The organism is Tatumella sp. JGM91 (assembly GCF_018257575.1).
Lineage (GTDB): Bacteria > Pseudomonadota > Gammaproteobacteria > Enterobacterales > Enterobacteriaceae > Tatumella > Tatumella punctata.
Map to the genome: position 1 here is coordinate 16,758 of NZ_JAERJP010000025.1, position 19,233 is coordinate 35,990.

The window sequence follows — 19,233 nt, forward strand, 5'->3', positions numbered from 1 at the left end:
CCTCAAAAAAGACCACCAAGTAGCCCAACACCACCGCCAATTGCCGCACCCAACCCGGTTCCAAGTCCCGGCACTACACTACCGATTGCGGCGCCCGATATTGCACCGCTTGCCGCACCACCAATTCCTGATTGTAATGACGACGGGCGATTAGCATTAGCAGCTATCGCATTTGCCTGCTGCTGTAAGAGTTGACTGGAGTTATTTGCATAACTCTGCCCAGCAGATGCCTGACCAGCCGCGGCATTCATACCAATACCCAATAGATTGCTCTGATTCTGCATCTGGTTGGATAACCAGTTTTGCCCTAACGTTGGTGCAATTGAAGCCAATCCGTTGCTTGTTGCAGTAGAGCCAAGGCCGCCAGTAGCCTCAGATGATGCCAGTTGCTGATAGCGGGCTTGATTAGCTAACTGTTTATACTGGTCCGAGTTGTAATAGCTATTGAGTGCGTCATTTTGGCCAGAAAGTGTTGATAGCCCCTGAAGCTGCTGTAATGCCGGCTGACCAACCGCCATATACGGTTTCAGGTTATTCATTACCGTTTGCCACTGGTCACGCTGTAAATCTATACCACGGTTAGTGGCATCTGCCTGAGCGGATGAGGCTGCGCTGGACCCACCTTTATGCAATCCCGCCTGGTAGCCAGATAAGAGCATTTCCTTTTTTTCTGGTTGCATGCCGTTAAATAACATTGTATTCCTCCTCGCACATTTTGCGTGTCATTTGATAAAGAGTTATTCCGACCGGAACACCTTCATTCAGGTATGCATCTTTCATGTGCCCTATCCTTTCAGCACCCACAGCAAGGGCAGCAATAGCCCCATATCTGGTGGTGTCTGGGACCATAGTTACCATATTTGTGAATGATGAGTTTCTGAGCAGCCAGTTAATGAATACCGCATGAGCCTTGATTACATATTTGCCACGGTATTTCGGGGCGTAGATAGGGTGGCACTCCACTGTGCTATGCCAGAAGGTTCGAATCTCATGAACTCCGGCGAGTGAATCTCCATCGTAAACCCCGAGATAGAGGGCGTCGGGCTTGATTAGGTAGTAATCTCCCTCATCAACGATGTTCCCCGTGATTTCTCTGTTGTTCAGAAATTCGGAAAGCCCAACAGGATCATCAATTATTTTTATTTCCATCTGAAATTAGCCCGTGATTTACAGCCATGTCCTCAAGTGCTTTTACCCGCTGCCTAGTTTCAATAAGCGCCCGCACAATCGCCTGCATTTCAGCTTGAGAATAGACGGCACCAACCGTATAGCCCTGGTCGGCGTTGAATGCTGATTTGTTGGCGGTACCGGTTGATAGCGACCATCCGGTTTGCCGGGGGCCGATAACCTTAGTCCCGTTTACCGAATATGACGATGCGACATTTAACGGCCCTGTAAGGCTCTGTGATGATGTGGAACTTTTTGACAGGTAATCACCTGATATTTTGTCAATATCATCCCTGTCAGACTGCTGAGCGGTCCCTAGCGATGAAATATCGTCAGTGTTCTGAGTTATTCGCGACTCATGGTCTTGCAGCTCAGTTTCATTGGCTGAAATTCGCTTTTCATGATCGGTTAACTCAGATTCAGCAGCCGCTATTCTTTTCTCATGGTCTGCCAGTTCAGCTTCGGCAGCTTGTAACCGCTTTTCATGGTCTGCCAGCTCCGTTTCTGCTGCGGTAAGGCGTTTTTCGTGGTCAGCTAATTCAATATCCTGCTCATCGTTTTTCACCTGAGCATCATAAGCGCCATTACCCGCCTCATTCGCTTTTCCGGCTACATTCCCGAGGTCAGACCCTTGCTGTATTACATAAAGTGAATACGGCTGGCTAAATACCTGCGGGAGCAGCGTTGCATCGATTCGTGAGGCCTGTACATTTACCGGCGTTTGTAGTGATGTATCAGCCATTATTCCAGCCTTACCTGACACCCTGACAAGGTCACAGGAGAAGTGGTTATGATTCGCACCTTCACGCCTACATTCTTACGGATGCGTCCGAACCTGCGCCACAAAACGCGACGGTCATATGCGAACGGTGAATTTTGCTCAATCATCTGCTCACGGCCGAAATTAATGCCGTCAGTCGTTGCGGATAAAAATAGCCTGTCGGCGACCTGAGCAACACCAGTCGATGCTTCAAGTTCGAAATCGAATACCCGCATGTTGTCGGCTTTGAATAGCGGCGTGTAAAGCAGGTGCTCCTGCTGATCGCCATATTGTGCGGATGATGAAAAATTAAGCTGACCGGTCACTGATTCCGTTTTATCGCCACACGTAATCTGATTTCCTTCAAACATAAAATCTATGCTTCTATGCGGTGAGTCGTAGAGCCCTGTTTTCAGGATGCTCCACTGGGGCCCGTTGCTGCTGGACGATGCGTCATAGCAGAGAACGTGATCGGGCAAATGGATGAGCATCAGCTCATGACCATCGAATCGCAGTGTTTCCATGATTGAAGATGCAAGATCGGACGCTGAATAGCTGCGAAGAACCTTCTCAATACTGGATGTAGCAATAGGCGTGGCAGAGCCCTGACTGATGGCGTAAACCGAAGGTGCTCCACTGGACGGGTTGCTAATGAACGCATGAGAGTCACCGAACTTACACTTGCAACGCGTACCGGCAATACCCTTCTGCACCATCAATGACGGCTGGGATACGTAAATTGCAGCACTGGTGTCTGTCGAGCCAGTAAGAGAAAAATACTCAATTGTGGCCGAGCCGAACATCACCGCGAAGTCACGCCATGTGTCACAGGCAAGGATGCCATCAGGCTGACTTTCTGCGGTATAGAACGGACGATACTGGTCAGGGTGTGATTCGTCCTCAAGATCCGTGACTCCGAAATCCTGAGAGCCGTCTTTTACCCACAAATAACGCCCACGCAACCGGCAAACGTCACGAACAGAACCGATTTCGTACTGAGCATACGTGACGTCATCGACTGTCGAAGGCCAGTTCTGCAGCGTTTTGGTGGTACCGTCATAGCGATAAAGAGTGAGTGCTCCATTAGCTGCCACTGCCTGACTTGTTGCTGAGTGGGCCATGCTTACCCTGCCAGAACCGGATACATCACCTACCGGTAACTGGGCGCGATACAGTTTGTTTCCCAGAACCCGATATACGACAGATTCGTGAGTATTAAACTGTACACCCCTGGACAGGCCAGCCACATCATCACGCTTATCAATGCCCGGAAAAGACCGGAGATACCCACTGGAGTTCAACACCTCTTTCGGTGTCGCCAGCATATTGACCGGCAGCGCATCAATATAATCAGCGTTATCCGGACTCTTCGCTATTCCCTTCATCAGGGGTAACTGTTGGATTGACATTCTGTTTCCCCGGGTAGAAATTCCAGTTGTTGTAAGTCGCCAGGCGGTTGCCAGAACCTACAGGCATCCGCTGAGGGTATGAATATCCGATACTGCCAGCACGACTGATGGCGGTGGACTTCATCAGCCGTTCTTTTCCGTAACGGGCAGTCATTACCACTTTGTCAGCTGGCGTAACCACGTAATCAGGTGCGATGCGAAGCGCCAGGTTATGAACCACGGCACTGACTGAACTGGACCGCATACCGTGGTCGTCACCTTCTGCCGGCGGGTTATCATCATCAGCAAAAACATAGCCAGTAATGATCCCCTGACCATCCTGATACCACTCAGACATCATCATTTCGAGGTCATCAACGGCGTCTTCCATTGATTGAGGCTCAACGTCTGTCAGTGTGGCATCAGAAGCAATACCTAGCTTTCGCAGCGCGGCGCGAACAATATCGCCTTTAGTCTGAGTCAGCATCAGTAACCGCCTTAGCCTTGCGGCGACCTGGCTTATCAAGCAGCTTTGACGGGTGATCAAGCCAGCCACCCTTTACGTGCTTTTCCACTTCGGTGTGATCCACCACTTTAACGTGTGCCATGACACCCCATACCTTGCACGGGCCGCCAGGCTTATAAACTGCGGTATCCATATCAGCCTCACGAAAAGGGGCCTAAGCCCCATTAATTAAACAGCCGTGATTAAGCCGCTGTCTGACCAGCCAGGCCAACACCGATAGCTTCCGGACGGGTTGCGTTCACGCCATACCAGAGCGCGATACGGCATTTGCCGGTCAGCGTGGCAATGTCACCCTGAGTCGCCATGATGCCGCTCACACCCACGCCCGGAATATCAAACGCAGTCGTTTTCATGCCAGCAAACAGGTCGCTGTTAGCTGGGATCGGCTGAGACACGATACGAATCGAATCATCAGCCCAGAAAACGTTAGTTTTGGCTGTGGCCACGTTCAGGATATTGATAGCGGTAGTATCTGCCAGCGTGGTATTAACGTTGGCGTAAGCGCGTTGTTCCGGTGACAGGTTGGTATCATTCAGGGCTACCGGCTTCGGCGTGATTTCCAGATGGGTACCGTCAACCACGTTAACCACTGAGAATGTCGCATCATCGGTCAGGACGTTCTTAGCCATCTGGCCGAGGAATTTCACACCGGCAAACGAGATTTTATCTCCGCGCTTAAATCCTGTTGTGCTGGACACAGTGACAGTAGCGAAACGGTTATCAACGTTGGTTTTGTTACCATCGTTATCCAACTTCCACGCCTGAGGCGCGAATGACTGAGCACCAGAAACAGTAACACCGGTTGCGGTTGATGCGTTCAGCGTTGGCAGTTTCGGGGAGCGCATAACGTCATCAAAACCCGCCACCTGACGCTGAATGGTGCCTGATTTGTAAGCGTCTTCTGGCACGTTGCCGAAAATGTCACGACCAACCAGGTTATAACCTGCTTTACGGTAGTCATCAGGGTTGAAGAACCATGACAGCCCGGCATCGCGGTTAAGTTCACGGCTGAACATCAACGCTTCAGCATGAGCAACAAAGTCCCAGCCTTTGGACGAATCACCATTGATCTGAGCCGGGTCGGTTACCACCAGTGACCCCATATCAGCGGCCATGTTGGCAATTTTCAGTTCCAGGTTGTTTGCCAGCTTACGCGCTGATGCCTGAATGCGGCGGCGATAGCTGGTTTCATCACGCAGGTCATCGGCACGCAGAGCGAAATAATCGTTATCCGGGTCGCCCAGGTTAACTGCAACGCTCAGCTCTTCAATGCCGGTTTCTTTGCCGGTCAGGTCCCAGCCTTCCTGGCTTGGTGATTCCTGCTCTACCGGCATCCAGACAGTGTTACTGGAACGCTGCATTGACGCGGCTGGAGGGGTGTATTTGGTTGCTTTCTGCGCCATTGGCGTCAGGTTTTCGACGGTGTTGATCACCTCGTCGATAGCATAGGTTACTAACTGACCTTCATTAAGAGCCATTATCGGATTCCTTTAAGTTTTGCTTTCAGTTTGCGGTAAGTCTCCGTGTCACCGCTGCTGGCCGCTTTATCCATCTGCTTTTGCAGAGATTCACGGTTTGCAGCTGTCACTTCACCGGACACAGCTTCATCTGCCGGGGGAGCTTTCGATACTTGCTTGCCGCGAGGTTTAATCGTGAGTTTTGCATCGAGTCGGGCCAGTTCAATGAGGGCCTGCTGGCCGTCCATTGCTACGATCTGGCGTAACTTCTCCGGGTTGGCACCCAGGTGGTACATAATTGCCGCTGACTTTTCAGGAAACAGACGCATGATTTCGGTATCGATACCCTCAGGTACCAGCGACCGGAAGCTGTCTTCTTTTTCCTGATAGTCAGGAAGGTTTAGTTTTTCTGCCGCATCGTAGTGTTTGCGTACTGCTTCGACCGTCTGCGTTGAACTTTGCGTGTATTCCTGCGTTTTACGGCCCTGCTCTGCGACTGCATTGCTGCGGGCATCCTGAGCCTTAATCAGCCAATCGTTGTTAGCCTGACTGAATGCTGCAAGTGCCCGCGTCTGGTCGTATCCGTATTTCTCCAGACCTTCATCCGACAGATACTGATTGATGTCAGGCTGTGGCGGCAGGTCAGGGTTAACACGCAAATTCTCCGGCACTTCACCGCGTCGAACAGCTTCAAGCTGCTGCTCAATTTCACGCTGGCGCTTACGCTCGATACGCGCCTGTGCAAACTTAGCGTTGGTTGCCGGGTCTTGTTTCTGTTTGTTCTCGTCGTCACCCAGGACAATATCGAATCCCTCTTCCTGACCTTCGCCACCGCTGGCATTATCGGTTAGCTGACTATCATCAAGTGCCGCTTGCTGATTGCCGGGCAGGGTTTGTTCTTCAGTTGCCTGAATATCGTCGGTATTACTCATGATTCACCTCATGGAAGGGATAAAGTTACTCGCCAGGAATGGCGGAAGGTTGCTGATTCTGTTGTTGCTGACTCTGCTGTTGCAGGAGATTGGCAATATCGAGTTGCTGGCCGTGATGCTGCTGATTAGCTCTCAGCATCTGGTCAGCATCGTTATGTGCCGCTGTGTTTTGTTTCTGGTACCAGTCAGACAGGACGCTGAGGGCATCCCGCAATGACTTATCGTTAAGTGATTTGGCGTTAGCCAGTGCCTGAACTGCCTGAGCCTGAGTCAACTGCGCCTGCTGCTGCGCGGTGTAGGCTTTAATCTGCAGGTCCTGTTGCTGGTTCTGAGCTTTCATCTGCTCCGCCTGACCTTGCGCCAGTACACCCTGAGCCTGGACCATTGCCGGATCAGGTTGATTCTGTTGCTGCTGTTGCGCTTCCTGCAACCACTGCTGTTCCTCGGCTGTCTCCGGCTGCTTGAGTCCTTGTACGATTAGCTGTTTGTTAGCGTAGTCGCGGGTAATCTCAATGCCTTTACCGTCTAGTAACGTCAGATACTGAAGCAAGAGCACGTTCCAGACTTGTTGTGACGGGTCAATCTGACCTAGCAACTCTTTAAGCTCAGCGCGGTGCTGCTCTTTCATCGACTGGAACGACGGACCGACATCGGTATAGCACTCGAATCGACCGCTAATATCGTTGAGCACAACCGACTGACCAGATGCCAAATCGACAACGCTCATCATCGTCTGCACTGCTTTCTCTTCACCATCCGGTAACGTCATGGTGACCGTGCGCGGAATGTCGTAGATGTCTGCGACCATCGAGGCATAAATCTCACCGTCACGGCGCATCGCAGTAGCGAGGTTGTCCTGAAACACGAACGTTTGCAGGTCTGAGCGCATGTTCAACTGGTTGACAGTATCGAATGCCACTTGACCATTGGCTGCTTGGTTATCGACACCTAGGTCGGCAACCTGTTGAACGGCATCACTAGCAGCTTGTAGCGCATATTGGTTAGCAGGAGGAATCTCGGGGTCATCGAGGTAAGCCATCGGCCCGGGGTTTAAATCCTGACTATTCTCGTCGGTACGATTCATCAGGTAATACGGGTAATCCGCATCGCCTGAGTACATATACTCGTAACCTTCGATTTGCTCAGGGTAAAACACAGGCTTCTTGCGAGGGTTGCGCGCCACGATGTCAGCGTTAAAGCTCATAATCATGTTACGCAGTCGCTGGCCGTCTTTCGTCAAACGGACGATACCCTCATAGACTTCTTTATCCTCGACGAATCCCCACTCACCGAACACTGGCACAATCGGCAGATGCTCACCGGCAATCAGTTGCTTATCCTTCAGGATGGCAGCAGATGACAGGATAGTTTTGTACACCCGTGAACGCTTGATTTTACGCTCACCGATTTTCTTCATGCCACGGTCGGCCAGCATGTCGATTACATTCTGAATATCACGCTTGAAGTAGCTCACCGGCTCACCGGTCAGCGGGTCTTCGTAGATAAACGCGATTTCTTTTTTCTCGACGACTTCATAGTGTTCCGCAATGTGGATAACGTTGCTGGTAAGCCACGGAAATAGCCAGTTGTTGGGAGACTGAAAGGAAGGTATTTCGGTGGCATCAAGTCCGAACTCTTCAGCAAATGATTCCCAGCCATCCTGCGACAGCGCACTAATGACAGTGACGTGCTTTGCGTCTGACTTATCCTGCTGCTTTGCATTGGCATCCCAGACGACGTGCGAGCATGCCTCGTGAATAGGTACGCGCCGGATAATCTGGTTATTGCTGGTCGGGTCCTCGTCCTCGTACTCAGTAACGATTCGCCATGCACCGATACCACATTCGATCTGCTCCTTCACTGCCACGTTAACTGAGGTCTTAGCGGTATTATGTCGCATGTCGGTGCGGTACATACCCATCAGGATTTCAGCAGCGTTCGGGTCGGCGTTATCCTTTGGACGGAACAGTACATCAATCGGATTCTGGCGCATTTCAGCAACCAGCTTCCGCACTACCGGGCGCACAATATCGAACTGCCCGCGATATTGAAGGGTGGTGTATTCGGTCAGCCAGTCATCCCATTGCGATACGCGACTGAAAAATAAATCGTTCTTCGCTTCGGTTCTGGCTTCTTCGCTGGCAGTCCAGTCCCGGTCAAACTTACCGAGAATGTCATCCAATCTGTCGTTGGTGTCGGCCATTATCTTCCTCGCGAAATTGGTCTGATTGGTGCCGGTGTTTTCTTCTCTTTCGGCTTTTTGATGTCGCGCATCATTTTGGCGAACCGGCGCATCATGTAGCCGTAACGGACTGCTGACAGTACGTCATCATTCAGCTTCACGATCTTGCCGTTTTCGTCGCGGTGGTAGAGTCGGAATTCATCAAAGAATGGTTCGCATGTGTTGAACACCTTAAACCGGCCATCAAGCATCATGTCACGCAGTTCAGATATGCCAGGCTCAACAGCATTACCACCATCCGGCCATGTGGCGTGTTCAGGAAGCATCTGGAAACCGGCATCAGCGTATTGGGCCTTTAACTGCTCACCGCCGCCCTTTTCATGCTGATTGCCATCGTGTGGCCACGCCGTGGGGATTTTATTAGCCCATGACTTAACAGCGCCCCATGCCTGTACTGCGGTTTTCTCTTTGTCCTTCCAGACACGTGAAACATAAATCGTGTCGGCGTCTTTATCCCACCACAATTGCACCTGTGCCTGCGGGTGATCCCAACCAAAGTCCATTGCATCGATAACATAGAAATGGTCAGGGCATTCGAACGGATGACACTTGATGGTTTCTTCGGGTATCTGAAATATTCGACCACTCCCCATTGTCGGAATACCTCGGGCACGGGCTTCGCGCTCATGCTCAGGGTAAGAAGCGATGATTTGCTCTTTCTGCTCTTCGGAGTAGTGATCTGCATCGTAGATGGTCATGTTGACCACCTTCTGCATTTTGCTCGGGTTCTTCAGGAACTTCGTGACAACATCAGACATTCCCATTAGCGGGGTGAATGTCAGCAGTGAGAACTGGCCGTATTTGTTGGTACGGGTAAGACCCTCACCGTAAATGCTGTATGGTGGCTCTTCATCGAACCAAACGCCGTGAATCGTGTCACCCTGCCAGCGGGCGCGTCCCTGTGAGTACGGCTTGAAGTAGCAGATTGATATGCCATCTTCAACGCCGTCGGCTGTGTGATGCTTTATCAGCAGATGATCGACCAGATTCGGATAAAATGGCGACTTCTTCCAGCTGATGATGTCTTCTTTCGGGATTGAACCGTACCCAGGTTCGTCGTTCTCTTCGATACGTCCACAGAGAATACGCTGAGTGGTTTTGGTTACGGTTTCGTTTGTCTCACCGCCAACCCAGAACACAACCGGCTCATAGAATCTCTTTCCGCCCCACTCACCACCGTAAGAACCGTCAGCGGGATAACCTTTGGTCCCAGGGTATCGGCCGGTCAGATGGAATGCCACCTCAGCACCACCGGAATATGATTTACCCAACTGGTTACCGGCCATGAAACATCGCTCGGTGAAGTCGTGGCCAGCATCAATAAATTCACGCTGTTTTCCGTAAGGGTGGTATTCAAATAACTGGTGGGTTCTGCGGTATTGTTCTTCTTCCTCCAGAAGCTCAAGCAGTTCTATCTGCTCGTCTTCTGAAAGTTCATCAAGCATCGTTTCGCTTACCACGGCTCAGTAACTCCTGTATTCGGGAGCGGCGCTTATCGCGATCTCCCTTATCAGGTGTCACGTCCTCGACTTGCGATTGCTCTTTTAAGCCCAGATCCCGGGCGATGATATTTGCGTTGAGTAGGTCAGCAGCTGCGCCGGAAAACTTCTGATCGTAGATGATTTCCTCTGCTCGCGTGGTGATGTTCGAAAAACCTTCCATCGACTTAAATGTCAGCCATGTAGACCTCGCAATATCTAAGAAGATGCACAGCCCAACGATTGTCATCGCTCTCATCTTCGGCAATTCTTCCGTAGTGACTACGCCCTGAAATGCAAACGCCTTTGTTTCTTTAAGCGGGTTAGCTTCGACCCATTCGAAGTATTCACAGCAGGCTGTCCACAGCGCATCGGGGGATTCGAACTTAGGATTACGCCCATGACTACTGCGGGCCTCCCAGAATCGGTTACCCTTTGGTGCTGCCATACAGAACATTCCTCTACATATAAAAATACCAGCCCCGGTAATTTGGTGACTGGCTTGGATGAAATAATATATAAAACTCTGTTAAGGCCACTATCATGATGACCTTTGCAGAATTTTATAAATCAGGATTGTGCGATAACACCCGCAGCCCGAAGCTGGGTCAGCGTGTCGTTCAGTTTAGCCGCTACGTTGTTAATCGCCGTTTGGGATGTAGGGAAGTCAGTTGCTGTTTGTGTGCCGATGTTGGCTACTGCCGCACCTTGCTTAACCCCACCCAACGCAGAAGAAGTGGCGGAAGTTAGTGTATACGCGGGCCCCGCTGGACCTGCTGGCCCGGTCGCGCCAGTATCACCCTTATCACCTTTCGGCCCTTTATCATCATTATCTGCTGTGTACTTCGCTTCAAATTCAGTTTTGCTCAGATACAGAATTTCGCCGTGCTGACTGTTAAACAGGTAACCACCGACCTGAGGCTTGAACGTTGCAGCAAAGGCAGCAGAGATATATTGGTCGTTGTATGCGCCATTAAACGATACAAGGCCAGAGCCGTCGTTAGCGTACACGATGGATGAAATCGGCAGTGCGCGAATGTAGATGCCGCCAGAGTCTTTGTAGAGCGGCCATTGAGGGATGTAATTTGGATTAGCCATAATTTTCTCTTTAGTTTTGATAATGGATGATCAACATTACAGTCACTGAATACTGATATTCGATCAGGTGACACTAAAATCAGTGAAGGACCTACTTTTTAGCCACTGTTTCAAGTGGGTAGGCATCATTTAGCAGCTTTTTAGATGAAACATTCGGGGCAGTCATCATGGAAAAATCCACGCTTGATTTAATTTTTCGCGTTTGCCGTAAGGAAAGAGAATATTTATTAACCAAGCCACCATCGCTGACGATGTTTAACCCAAGTCCATTTCCAAAAGGATGGTGCGGCGAATCAGCAAGGCGCATACAAGATACCCTACGTCGTTCAGGAATTGATGCAGAATACCGTGAGGGCGATGCCTTCCCTGAAAGGACCGACAGGATGAATCATGCATGGCTTGAGTATGATGGGTACTTTATTGATATTACTGCTGATCAGTTTAACGATCAGGGATACTCAAATGACCCCATAATGGTTACCACAGATAACTCTTTCCATAAAATATTCAAATTGGAATAGCGCTCAGATCATAACCTTGACCTTTACTCACTCCCTGTTGATTGCATTAAACAGCACCCGGATGGATGCTCTGTGATGCAGAGAGCCGTTGTAAAAGTGGCTCTCGGGTTGGTTAGGCCATAAAATCGTCTGGTAGAGAAATTGTGCCGTTGGGGTTTTTGACACCTATATCAATCAGCATCATGCCGAACTCACGCAGAAAGGCATTCATATAACGAATACCTCTGCGATTTAGTTCTGGCGCCACCCCGCCAACAAATATGACGTTTTCATCTGGTGTCCGGTCGAATGGCTTCAGCAGCTTGTAATAAAACGCTGCCTGAGAACGCTCGTTTAATTTCTCACCAAGCCGCCCATCAAGAAGACCGGAGATGAAATGCTGGTTAACCTGAATATCACCAAACATGTGACGATATATCAGGGCCTGGTTATGCCTGAGCAGGTAATAACAGTATGCTTCAGCTACGCGCCAGCAGAAGAATTCATGGGCTGGAATTTTATCACCCATGGCTATTCTCCAACTCAGGGATGGTTATCTGTAACTGACTTGTCAGAGACTTTATCTCAGCAACCAGAACGGGCTTTTCATGCTTCCAGCTAACTAAGCCCTGCCCGCAAAAACTCGCCATGTCTTTCTTCTGGCCAAACTCCAGGCATTTAACATTCAACTGAGCGCTGAGAGAGCTTCTGCGTTGAAGCTGACCAGTGAAATAATCATCAAGAACTTTGTACGCTGCATATTTAAAACCTGGGTTCAGCCATGCTGCATAGTCATATGCCACAAACTTCCCGCCATAAGTGCCGCCTTTGACACCCCGCTCAGTGAAAACCACAGATTCGTGGTTTTTCTCAAGCTCAGCCAGGAACTCTTTTGTCTGCTTGTTACGGAGATAATGGTAAGGGGACTCGCTTTCACTTTTCCCGCTGGCTTTCCACATATCAGTCAGGCAAATCATGCCATCCTGATCAATACGAACGGGAGTATCTAATAACTTTAATGCTTGCATGGTGATTTCCTTTAGAAACGAGCCTCGTTGCCCAGAAACGACGCCCACAGAGAGGTCACCACCTATAACGGCGTTTCTCCGAGGCTTGTTTCCAGAAGACTCTGTGTCAATTCGCCGGGCATGGCGCATAAAAAGCCCACTGGTTAAAGTGGGCTTGGTTTAATATGAGCAAAATTGCTCACATCTCAGGGCAGTGAAATTACTTGTCGGGTAATCACAATCGAGGCCACCGCAGTGATGGCCTCTGTTCTGATTACAGGAACTTATCTTTCAGGGCGACCAGATCGGCTTCGGCGTCTTCACCAAGCACTTCCAGACCGTGCTCAACAAATTCCACGAAAGCGTCAAACTTGGCTTTAGCCTGCTCCAGTGGAGAACTGGTTGAGGTGGTGTCTGCAACCTGCGCGCCACTACCGCTATTTAGACTTCCGGTATCTGCTGGCTGTGCGCTTTCTGCTGCTACCGGTTGAGCGGCGGCTGGTTGTGCTGCTTCTGGTTGTGCTACGGATTGATCTGACATTTTTTCTTTCTCTCGCTTAAAAAGGCTTTTCAGCCACTGGATAAAATTCATTTGGTAATTTCCCTGATGTAAGCCTGCAGACCGTTAATCTGGGCGGTGGCCTGGTTTAACTGGCTTCGGAGGGTGTAATAATCTTGTCGAGCGTCTGGACTGAGTTCGGCGCTGGTTGCATTAGAGCGGCTGGCGGTGCCGGTGGTTTTGGACACTCCGACCGGGCATACTGCCTTGATACGCAGCCGGACAGCACCAGAGTCAACGCTGTTGCGCAGAGAACTGATTTCATCGTCTTTCGCCTTGATAGTTTTCTGGTACTGATTGTCGATGTCAGAGACAGATTTCTGCTGCGCCTGCATCGTGATGATAGTTTTGAGCCGGGAATCGGCCAGGGATGATTGCTGCTGAGACATTGTTTTCCACTCATCCGCTGAGTGCCGGTAGTGATTCATCAGGCTCACAACACTGAGAAGGATTCCGGCCAGCAAAGTGATCAGCACATAACGCCAGTTTGCGAGTAGCCAAATCATTGAGCCCCCCACATGCAGACTTCACGCTCAACCTGCCGGCGGTTCATCAGGCCAGTGGATTTAGTCCGGCCGATATACACCCAGCGGGTGAGCGAGTTACAGGCCTCGGTATAATGACCGGCGTTGAGCTCACGCAGTAACGATGACCGAGAGAAGTTACCGGCCCCCACGTTAAACACGAAACTGGTCAGAGCGGCTTCCTGCATTTCATTCATCGGGACTTTTACATTTCGGGTTACGGCATTGTTTGCCGTCCTGAGGTCAGCTTTCAGGAACGCATCACACTGAGCATCGGTGTACCGATGGCCGGGGATAACATCTGGTCCTGTGTGTCCGGTGCATACTGTCCATACCCCGCCACCGTCCCGGTATGGGATGTACTCTGTATTCTCCAACGCCGGTAAAAATACAGATGCAATGGCAATAACACCTCCACCGGCGGCCGCAATCAGCTTCTTTCGGAGTGAAGGTGATATGGCCATGGTCAGTCACCTTCAGGTGGTGCGCTGGGGATTCCCCGGGCAATCGAGTCTTTATAGGCTTTCAGCGTCTGGCTTTTGTACCAGGCATTCACCAACAGTGTTGCGACACCTACGATGATCCCGCTGATAACGGCAACCTTGTTCCAGTCGAGGTCATTGATCCATTGGGCCACGCTACCTCCGCAGACAAGTGTGCCGGACACGCAATAGCTTGCTGCCGATGCAATTTTGTCGGGCATGATATTTATCTTCATGGGTTCCACCTTTGCTTGAGAAAAGCTCGGTGCTGTGTGTAGGGATTCACCCTGTGCCGTTAACGCTTCAGTTCAGAGAGGATGTTTAACGGGTCGTCGATTGGCAGAGGGTGAAATTTGCAGAAAAGAAAAAGGCACTTGCAGTCTCTAAAGCGATCGAAAACACCCTGCAAGTACCTTCATGTTTTGCGCATAAAAAAACCCCGCCGAGGCGAGGTTTAATGTTGGTGTGCTCTGTTCGCTTTTACGCTCCGAGCTTACAGTAAATATACCCAACTGCATGCCCGATTGATTTAGCTATTCGTGCTTTATGCAGCAATTAATGGAATTCCCTTCCTCAATTCACGCTGCGAAGCATAAAACATTTCCCCTTCAAGTATGTTTTCAGCCCATTCCATTCTATTTCTGGCCTCCTTGGGTGTTATGCCAGTGAAATAAGAAAGTGAGCGCTGAATATCTTGCGAGCTTTTGCACTTACAGTACCGTAATCTGGCTACAGACCTGATCGGGTTGTCCCGACCAAAAGTCTTTGTCATTACGCGTTCCACAAAGTCAGCATCATCGGATTCTTTGGCGAGAGAGATGATGTTGGCTGCGGATGATTGCGGCACTAATAAGTCACGGGCCTTGCGGAATAGTTCATCTCCGCGAAGCCCTTCGCAGTAAAGCTGAGATACTACCTTCTCAATCTGCTTACCCTTCTGCTCACTCCATTCAGATCGCATCATTAACCGGCCAATAACGTTAACCTGCCCTCTTTCATATTCTTCATTACCCAGGTGCTGGCCCCACAAACTGAGCATATGCCGCACCCAACAACGCTGCGACTCGTTAATTGTTTTCCAGCCATTGCCGAACAAACGGCGCATGTCAGCAGCAGACCGGATGGGTGTGATTTTCACCACTGATCGGTAGTCGTTTTCAATTCGCATTCTTTTTCCTCCGCTTATTGCCAGGCTGTGCCGGATAACTGTTTGGGGTTCTGTACTGGACTGTCGGAGTGATCGGGGTGAAGTGGTTGAGTAATCGGGTTAGCCAGGTCATGCAACGTCCTCCCATCGCTTTAGCTTCCCATCCAGCTCACGAACAACGACCAGCAAACCGCCTCCTTTCCGCTTTTCCAGTCGCTCAATACGCAACACATCAATTTGCCCGTCATCCAGCCAGAAGCCAGCCTTCGTCAAAGCGTCTAAAACGCCTTTAGAGAGGTTGTCTAAATCACGGGTACGGATATCAGGTGGTGATGCGTAAATCGTTACTGAGAGGCGGTGAGGCGTTTTTACTGCGAGGTTTTGTTGCTGGATGATGTCGTTTACTGCTGCGGCGTACTGCTTTCCCTTTTCGCTGATGTAATTTCGCCCTCTGGCGTGCCGGTAGTAAGTATTATTGGACGGTGGCCAGGGTAGTATCAGGTGATATTCGCTCATACCGATATCAGGCCCTCCCTCAACCAGATAACCTGCGTCCGGGCCATGCCTTCGAGCGCACACTCTTTGGCGTATTCAGCATCAACGAGGTGAGTCCGGCGGTCAATTTCATCGTGGCACTGCTGGCAGGCGATGGTTGCTATCAGGTCAGGTGGCTTGATTCCGGTACCGCACAAGCCAGCAAGTCGGATATGGGCCAGCACTGTTGTTTCCGGATTATGGCTGCATACCCCGGAAATTCTTACCTGGCAATCACGTCCACGGGCCGCAAGCCTCAGTTTATTCTTCGCCATCATCACCTCCCAGGTCGTAAAAGTTCGGGCTCTTTGCGCTGTACAACTCATCGCAGGTATCACAGAGCTGGTTATCAGTAGCCGGAAATCCGCAGGCTGTGCAGTCAGTTTGCATGACACCCCCTGAGGTAACTATCCAGCAGCTTTACACGGCCAACAGATGGCATTGTGCTTTTCCGGTAAACATTGGCCCACGCCCGTGCAGGATCGGTTTTAAACTGAATTTTGTCGTTATCAATCAACCACCGGAGGTCCTGGTTTACTTTGCTGGCATGAAACCCTGTTGCTGCGACTATTTCACCGTTGGTTAACCAGCGACCGTCCTCGAATAGGTCGAGTATCTTTTGTCGGTATGGTGTCATTCGTCCTGTTTCCTCTGCAAGTCACGACATGTGCCCGAAGTAATCGCCGCGATAAGTCACATCACGCAGTCTTACTCCGTTTCCTGCAGCCCATGCCGTTGAGTATTCAATCAGGCTTGTCATCCGTTTTACGCCCATTTGTGCTGTTGATTCCCGAATGCTGCAAAACTCACCCTCAATCCCCGTGGTGATGATTCCGGGCCTACCTGTCGCCATTGCATGGCCTGAAACAAATAACGCCTTCCAGTCGATTAGAGCGAGTTTCTGTCGCTGCCATAACACCTGTCTTGAGACGTCAGTACACAGCGCATGGAACAAGTCGTTCTGCGGTAGGGTTCGTTTTGAATCATCAATGGTGACCGTTAGAGGTCGGAGGTCATCAGTAGGTAATTGGTCAATGAAGTCTTTGAGGTTTTGCTTTATCCGGTCATCTCTGAGGTAGAAAACCTTTTTATCCATTACTCCCCTTTCTTAACCAGTGGAAACCATTCTTCCCGCTTTGCTGTTTCATGCATCTCAGCTTCACCACCTTCGAAGTCATCGGGGGATACCGCGCTACCTTGGTGGGTTAGGTATGCGACAACTTGCTGAGATTGACGTGAGGCCTGCCAGAAGTATTCAGCAATATGCTTCATGTAAGGGCCAACTTTATCTGGATGCCAGTTTTTAAATACCTCCTCAAACTGCCTGCGGGATTCATCCATTGTCGCCCCCTAACTTTTCGAAAATGGTATTAAGTTCTTCTTCATCAAAACCATCCAGCCATGATTGCCTGATTAAGTCCTTTAGCACTTCGACTTCTGATTCAGTAAGCTCAATTTGCATTGTCAGCCTCCTTCATCATCAGGAACGCTATCATTGCAGCGCGGAGTGGGTTTTCATGAGTTGCAGAGACGTGGAATGTTGCAGACCCTGCGATCCAGGTAATTTCCGTGGGATAAAGTGAAATATTATTATCTGAGACTATTGGCCCAGATTCTTCCCATGAGTTACACCAGTCATCACCCCGTGGAATGCTTAGTGCGTCAGATACCGCATGGTTAATCTGCTCGTCACTCATCTCTTGGTAATTCATCTTCCTCTCCAAACTAAGTTTCAATCAGGAATTAATCCATTTTTTGAATGAATTAGGACAGAAGTCGTTGGACTCCAAAGCGTCGAGTTCTGCTCTTATCTTCTTAGCTCGACGGTCGCGCATAGCCTTGGCTCTTTCAATGGCCTCAACTTCGGATAGCCTGAATTCACTTGGCGAAAATATCTGATCAAATCGACCCTTCCCAGAGTAGTCCCCTTTGAGCCTCACATTTCCAGATGCCAACATCTGCCCACTGGCTACATAAACACCCTGCGTAAGGGCGTATTTCGTAATCCAAACTTTTATGGATTCCATATCTTCCTCTCCAAATTCAGGCACAAAAAAACCGCATTAAGCGGCGGTGGGGTTAGCTTGCTTTCTGGCCTCGCCAGTTACTTACCGGCTTCGATTCCTGCTCGTTCTGCGTGAATCGTTTCGCGGCTTCCTCCTGGTCGATTGTGACAAAGTGACCATTGCGCCATCCCATGTAAAACGTCTTCGGCTGACCTGACCGGTATTTACCGATAATGATTTCAGCGATACCGCGCATGTTGCTGTGCTCGTCGTACACCTCGTCCCGGTACGGAAAGATAATCACGTCTGCGTCCTGCTCGATGGCTCCTGAGTCTTTCAGGTCTGCCATTGTCGGCCGCTTATCGACTCGCCCTTCCACGCCGCGGTTAAGCTGTGACAGGAGGATGACCGGCACTTTGTTTTTCAGGGAGAACTGCTTCAGCTTGCGGGTGATCTCCGCGATTGCCAGGTCGTGACGGTCAGCCTTTGGCTTTCGCATCAGGCCCAGGTAGTCGATGGCCACAAAGCTCAGTCCGTTGTCGGCGTTCAGTCGCTCTGCATGAGCGATAATTTCATCGACACTCAGCGTGCCTTCCAGGACGTAGTTGTCTTCGTTCTGAATCTGCGCCGCGGCATTGGTCAGACGGGTGTACTGTTCGTCAATCATATCCAGCGGATTGCGTAGTGCGCCTACTGCGATATTCCCGCGGTCAGCCAGATGACGCTCAACAACCTGCATCTCGGACATTTCCATCGAGATAAAAAGACCTCTGCCCTTCTGCCGGCCGATATTGTTTGCGATGTGAATTGCGATCTCGGTCTTACCCATGCCCGGGCGACCGGCGATGATGATCAGGTCTGTCCGGTCAAAACCGCCGTACTCGTCATCCATCGGTCCGATACCGGTTTTCAGGTACAGCCCTGACTCGGCCCCGGCCATTCGCTCTTCCAGAACCAGCATGTAATCCGTCAGCATGTCACCGATACGCCGCGGAAGTTTGTCGTTAGTCTCGAACTGGATCTTTGACAGGCCGGATGCTACCTCAGACAGCGTTTCGTTGATGTTGTTGGTATTGATGCTTCCCAGGGAGTTAAGCGCATCGGATAGCTGGCCTTTCGCTTTGCGAATCATCCAGCACTGCCGGACACGCTTAGCCCACGCTTTGATATTTGCGGCAGATGAGGCCAGCTTCGCCACTTCCAGAACCCGGTGAGAAGTGTCTTCCGGAACGCCGTTTTTAACGCTGAATACGTCCACAGGTTCGGCCTGGTCCAGCAATCGGACAATGGCCCGGTACATTTCCCGCAAGTGGAAATTCTCAAACGATTCGACCGGTAGCTTACCGGCGATGTCCCGGCAGTCGATGTGATCGCCTTTGACCATCATCGCAGCAACCAGTAATTCCTCAAACTCGATACTTTCCAT

The 19,233-nt window shown here is 50.4% G+C and carries 28 protein-coding genes; 1 reads left to right on the forward strand and 27 read right to left on the reverse strand.

Translation table 11 applies throughout. From position 1 onward, the window contains the following. Positions 1–2: 2 nt before the first annotated feature. The 12 genes from JK198_RS14570 to JK198_RS14625 form a co-directional block, all read right to left on the reverse strand. On the reverse strand, positions 3–659 hold the full coding sequence (locus tag JK198_RS14570; RefSeq protein ID WP_212710891.1) for a DNA transfer protein: 657 nt from the start codon (positions 657–659) through the stop codon (positions 3–5). Between the two features lie 25 nt (positions 660–684). Next, positions 685–1,149 (reverse strand): DUF2824 family protein, encoded by a 465-nt coding sequence (locus JK198_RS14575; protein ID WP_212710856.1) that lies wholly within the window; start codon positions 1,147–1,149, stop codon positions 685–687. Further along, a complete protein-coding gene (locus JK198_RS14580; RefSeq protein WP_212710857.1) occupies positions 1,130–1,909 on the reverse strand; it encodes a phage tail protein in 780 nt (259 codons plus the stop codon). Before JK198_RS14580 ends, JK198_RS14575 begins: the two co-directional genes overlap by 20 nt. Further along, the gene (locus JK198_RS14585) at positions 1,909–3,336 is read right to left on the reverse strand and encodes a packaged DNA stabilization protein (protein ID WP_212710858.1); all 1,428 of its coding nucleotides are present in this window, start codon (positions 3,334–3,336) and stop codon (positions 1,909–1,911) included. Before JK198_RS14585 ends, JK198_RS14580 begins: the two co-directional genes overlap by 1 nt. Further along, the gene (locus tag JK198_RS14590; RefSeq protein ID WP_212710859.1) at positions 3,284–3,802 is read right to left on the reverse strand and encodes a packaged DNA stabilization gp4 family protein; all 519 of its coding nucleotides are present in this window, start codon (positions 3,800–3,802) and stop codon (positions 3,284–3,286) included. Before JK198_RS14590 ends, JK198_RS14585 begins: the two co-directional genes overlap by 53 nt. Next, entirely contained in the window at positions 3,786–3,923 is a 138-nt protein-coding gene (locus tag JK198_RS14595) for a hypothetical protein (protein ID WP_249213345.1), read from the reverse strand. The genes JK198_RS14590 and JK198_RS14595 overlap by 17 nt, the downstream gene beginning before the upstream one ends. 100 nt (positions 3,924–4,023) lie before the next feature. Next, positions 4,024–5,319, reverse strand: coding sequence for a P22 phage major capsid protein family protein (locus tag JK198_RS14600; protein ID WP_212710861.1), 1,296 nt, complete (start codon positions 5,317–5,319; stop codon positions 4,024–4,026). Beyond that, positions 5,319–6,230, reverse strand: a complete 912-nt coding sequence (locus JK198_RS14605; RefSeq protein WP_212710862.1) for a scaffolding protein — start codon at positions 6,228–6,230, stop codon at positions 5,319–5,321. The genes JK198_RS14600 and JK198_RS14605 overlap by 1 nt, the downstream gene beginning before the upstream one ends. Positions 6,231–6,255: 25 nt before the next feature. Then, positions 6,256–8,433, reverse strand: a complete 2,178-nt coding sequence (locus JK198_RS14610) for a portal protein (protein ID WP_212710863.1) — start codon at positions 8,431–8,433, stop codon at positions 6,256–6,258. Continuing rightward, positions 8,433–9,932, reverse strand: a complete 1,500-nt coding sequence (locus JK198_RS14615) for a terminase family protein (RefSeq protein WP_212710864.1) — start codon at positions 9,930–9,932, stop codon at positions 8,433–8,435. Before JK198_RS14615 ends, JK198_RS14610 begins: the two co-directional genes overlap by 1 nt. Next, a complete protein-coding gene (locus JK198_RS14620; protein ID WP_212710865.1) occupies positions 9,910–10,398 on the reverse strand; it encodes a DNA-packaging protein in 489 nt (162 codons plus the stop codon). The genes JK198_RS14615 and JK198_RS14620 overlap by 23 nt, the downstream gene beginning before the upstream one ends. Positions 10,399–10,520: 122 nt before the next feature. Further along, entirely contained in the window at positions 10,521–11,048 is a 528-nt protein-coding gene (locus JK198_RS14625) for a head fiber protein (RefSeq protein ID WP_212710866.1), read from the reverse strand. A 167-nt stretch (positions 11,049–11,215) separates the two neighbouring features. Between JK198_RS14625 and JK198_RS14630 the strand changes: the two genes are divergently transcribed. After that, the gene (locus JK198_RS14630; RefSeq protein ID WP_212710867.1) at positions 11,216–11,569 is read left to right on the forward strand and encodes a hypothetical protein; all 354 of its coding nucleotides are present in this window, start codon (positions 11,216–11,218) and stop codon (positions 11,567–11,569) included. Between the two features lie 112 nt (positions 11,570–11,681). Here the strand turns inward: JK198_RS14630 and JK198_RS14635 are convergent, their stop codons facing one another. The 15 genes from JK198_RS14635 to JK198_RS14705 form a co-directional block, all read right to left on the reverse strand. Then, complete coding sequence (locus tag JK198_RS14635) at positions 11,682–12,077, reverse strand: hypothetical protein (protein ID WP_212710868.1); 396 nt, start codon at positions 12,075–12,077, stop codon at positions 11,682–11,684. After that, positions 12,070–12,576 (reverse strand): KilA-N domain-containing protein, encoded by a 507-nt coding sequence (locus JK198_RS14640; protein ID WP_212710869.1) that lies wholly within the window; start codon positions 12,574–12,576, stop codon positions 12,070–12,072. Before JK198_RS14640 ends, JK198_RS14635 begins: the two co-directional genes overlap by 8 nt. A gap of 253 nt (positions 12,577–12,829) precedes the next feature. Further along, complete coding sequence (locus tag JK198_RS14645) at positions 12,830–13,147, reverse strand: hypothetical protein (RefSeq protein WP_249213346.1); 318 nt, start codon at positions 13,145–13,147, stop codon at positions 12,830–12,832. Further along, the gene (locus JK198_RS16865; protein WP_249213347.1) at positions 13,144–13,620 is read right to left on the reverse strand and encodes a lysis protein; all 477 of its coding nucleotides are present in this window, start codon (positions 13,618–13,620) and stop codon (positions 13,144–13,146) included. Before JK198_RS16865 ends, JK198_RS14645 begins: the two co-directional genes overlap by 4 nt. After that, on the reverse strand, positions 13,617–14,096 hold the full coding sequence (locus tag JK198_RS14655; protein ID WP_212710893.1) for a lysozyme: 480 nt from the start codon (positions 14,094–14,096) through the stop codon (positions 13,617–13,619). The genes JK198_RS16865 and JK198_RS14655 overlap by 4 nt, the downstream gene beginning before the upstream one ends. A gap of 8 nt (positions 14,097–14,104) precedes the next feature. Beyond that, positions 14,105–14,356, reverse strand: coding sequence for a phage holin (locus JK198_RS14660; RefSeq protein ID WP_212710871.1), 252 nt, complete (start codon positions 14,354–14,356; stop codon positions 14,105–14,107). 308 nt (positions 14,357–14,664) lie between these two features. Beyond that, entirely contained in the window at positions 14,665–15,288 is a 624-nt protein-coding gene (locus tag JK198_RS14665) for a hypothetical protein (protein ID WP_212710872.1), read from the reverse strand. A gap of 108 nt (positions 15,289–15,396) precedes the next feature. Next, positions 15,397–15,783: a RusA family crossover junction endodeoxyribonuclease gene (locus JK198_RS14670; RefSeq protein ID WP_212710873.1), complete on the reverse strand. Its 387-nt coding sequence runs from the start codon at positions 15,781–15,783 to the stop codon at positions 15,397–15,399. Beyond that, positions 15,780–16,076: a DUF1364 domain-containing protein gene (locus JK198_RS14675; protein ID WP_212710894.1), complete on the reverse strand. Its 297-nt coding sequence runs from the start codon at positions 16,074–16,076 to the stop codon at positions 15,780–15,782. The genes JK198_RS14670 and JK198_RS14675 overlap by 4 nt, the downstream gene beginning before the upstream one ends. Before the next feature lie 104 nt (positions 16,077–16,180). Next, positions 16,181–16,438: a hypothetical protein gene (locus JK198_RS14680; protein ID WP_212710874.1), complete on the reverse strand. Its 258-nt coding sequence runs from the start codon at positions 16,436–16,438 to the stop codon at positions 16,181–16,183. Positions 16,439–16,459: 21 nt separating this feature from the next. Further along, positions 16,460–16,897 carry a recombination protein NinB gene (locus JK198_RS14685; protein WP_212710875.1) on the reverse strand — a complete coding sequence of 146 codons (438 nt, stop codon included), beginning with the start codon at positions 16,895–16,897 and terminating at the stop codon, positions 16,460–16,462. After that, positions 16,897–17,142 carry a hypothetical protein gene (locus tag JK198_RS14690; protein ID WP_212710876.1) on the reverse strand — a complete coding sequence of 82 codons (246 nt, stop codon included), beginning with the start codon at positions 17,140–17,142 and terminating at the stop codon, positions 16,897–16,899. Before JK198_RS14690 ends, JK198_RS14685 begins: the two co-directional genes overlap by 1 nt. Further along, on the reverse strand, positions 17,135–17,263 hold the full coding sequence (locus JK198_RS16960) for a hypothetical protein (RefSeq protein WP_283092724.1): 129 nt from the start codon (positions 17,261–17,263) through the stop codon (positions 17,135–17,137). The genes JK198_RS14690 and JK198_RS16960 overlap by 8 nt, the downstream gene beginning before the upstream one ends. A gap of 274 nt (positions 17,264–17,537) precedes the next feature. Continuing rightward, on the reverse strand, positions 17,538–17,852 hold the full coding sequence (locus JK198_RS14700) for a hypothetical protein (protein ID WP_212710878.1): 315 nt from the start codon (positions 17,850–17,852) through the stop codon (positions 17,538–17,540). A gap of 28 nt (positions 17,853–17,880) precedes the next feature. Continuing rightward, entirely contained in the window at positions 17,881–19,233 is a 1,353-nt protein-coding gene (locus tag JK198_RS14705; protein ID WP_212710879.1) for a replicative DNA helicase, read from the reverse strand.